The sequence below is a fragment of the Arthrobacter sp. 05T442 genome (assembly GCF_056395945.1).
This window is the reverse complement of the sequence record NZ_JBFTKM010000046.1, coordinates 1-1518: the sequence shown is the minus strand read 5'-3', so window position 1 is coordinate 1518 and position 1518 is coordinate 1. Positions and strand designations below refer to the sequence as shown.

General features: G+C 61.5%; 2 protein-coding genes. Both read right to left on the bottom strand.

The features are described from left to right. Nucleotides 1-24 precede the first annotated feature (24 nt). Nucleotides 25-1035: a transposase gene (locus AC1DES_RS19090; RefSeq protein WP_476897266.1), complete on the bottom strand. Its 1011-nt coding sequence runs from the start codon at nucleotides 1033-1035 to the stop codon at nucleotides 25-27. A 20-nt stretch (nucleotides 1036-1055) separates the two neighbouring features. Continuing rightward, nucleotides 1056-1460 (bottom strand): hypothetical protein, encoded by a 405-nt coding sequence (locus AC1DES_RS19085; RefSeq protein WP_264637180.1) that lies wholly within the window; start codon nucleotides 1458-1460, stop codon nucleotides 1056-1058. Nucleotides 1461-1518 lie beyond the last annotated feature (58 nt).

Here is a 1518-nt window from a genome sequence, read left to right as displayed (position 1 = left end):
CGAAAGTTGTCAAGCTGTGTGGAGTCACTGGGCTGGTTTTTGGGGTGTTTTGGTCTGGGGGAGGTTGATCCCGGCGTGTGTGGCGGGGGCCGGTGTGCTGGGTCGTTGGCGGAATCTTCCTGGGTGTAGTTCGTAGTAGTCCTGGTGGACTTTGTCTCGCTTGTTCCAGAGTTCTTTCCACGAGCCGTCGTGGACTTGTGATGGTGTGAACAGCGCGATGCCGGAGTGTTTGTGATCGGTGCTGTACCAGTGCACGTAGCCGGTGAGGTACTCCCTGGCAGCCTTGAGATCGTCAAAGGTCCGGGGGTAGCCGGGCCGGTATTTCATCGTGCGGAACCCTGACTCCGAGAAGGGATTGTCGTTGGAGACGTACGGGCGGTTATGGCTGAGTTCCACGCCGTGGGCGGTGAGGGTCTCACGGAGCAGGTTTGATCTCATGGCCGGGCCTGAATCGGCATGCACGGTGTCCGGGGCGCCGTGCCGGGCGATGGCCGTCTTGAACATGTCCGCGGCGAGGTGGTCGGACTCGCGTTCCTCCACCCGCCAGCCGACGATCTGCCGGGAGAAGATGTCCATGATGGAGTACACCTTGAAAACCTTCCCCTGCCACTTGGAATAGACGTCGGTGATGTCCCAGGACCAGACCTGGCAGGGTCCGGAGGCCTTGAGCACCGGCTTCTCAAGAGAACCACGCGTGCCCCCACGCTTGCGCGGGATGGTTGGGCGGGCCTGCTGGTCCTCGTACTCTGCCGCGATCCGCCACCAGGTGCGGTTGGAGGCGAGCAGCACGCCGCTGTCCCAGGCCGTGGCGAAGGAATGGTCAACGGAGTTGCCCTTCTCCCAGCCGGCCAGGATGAGCCCCAGGATCCGGTCCTGATGTGCGGTGCTGATCCGGGATTCGTAGGCCCGGTCGCTCTGGTGGATCGGGTCCTGCACCGCCGGACGGGGATTGAACCGGTAATGCCAGGTCCCGCGCGACACGCCCGCAAGCACGAGCGCTGTCCGCTGGGAGCCGGTGATCACATGCAGCGCCAAGACCAGACTGTTCTCGGCCGCTATGAATCCTTCTGAGCGCTCGTCGGGGTTGTATCGGGCTCGGGCACGCTCAACTCGTGCAAGAGCCCGATAGCTTTTCCCAGCGCGGAATTCGTATCCTCCAGCTCCTGCACCCGCTTCTGGAGTTTTTCGACTTCGGCACGGTGGGCAGCCATTTCCTTCGCGCGTGCTTTTTCAAACGCGGAGAGCTCACGATTCGTTGGGACCATGCCTCCATGCTCCCGCGGAATCAGGCCACGGTCGATATCGCCCTGGACCATCATCTTGCGCCACCTGCGGAACGTCCATTCCGAAACCGACGTCGAGGCCAGCCACACCTTCCTCGTCCCGTGCGGCTGCAAATAGTACTCATGCATGAACTCACGGATCTCTTCACGCGTAAAACCCTTGCTATCAACGGCCATCGCCGGCTCCTTCAATCAACAGGTAATGAATGACTCACAACCAGCTTGACGATGAGGG

Bases quoted from the DNA above. Each gene is read 5' to 3' on its own strand.
- AC1DES_RS19085 (WP_264637180.1), bottom strand. From the start codon at position 1,460: ATGGCCGTTGATAGCAAGGGTTTTACGCGTGAAGAGATCCGTGAGTTC.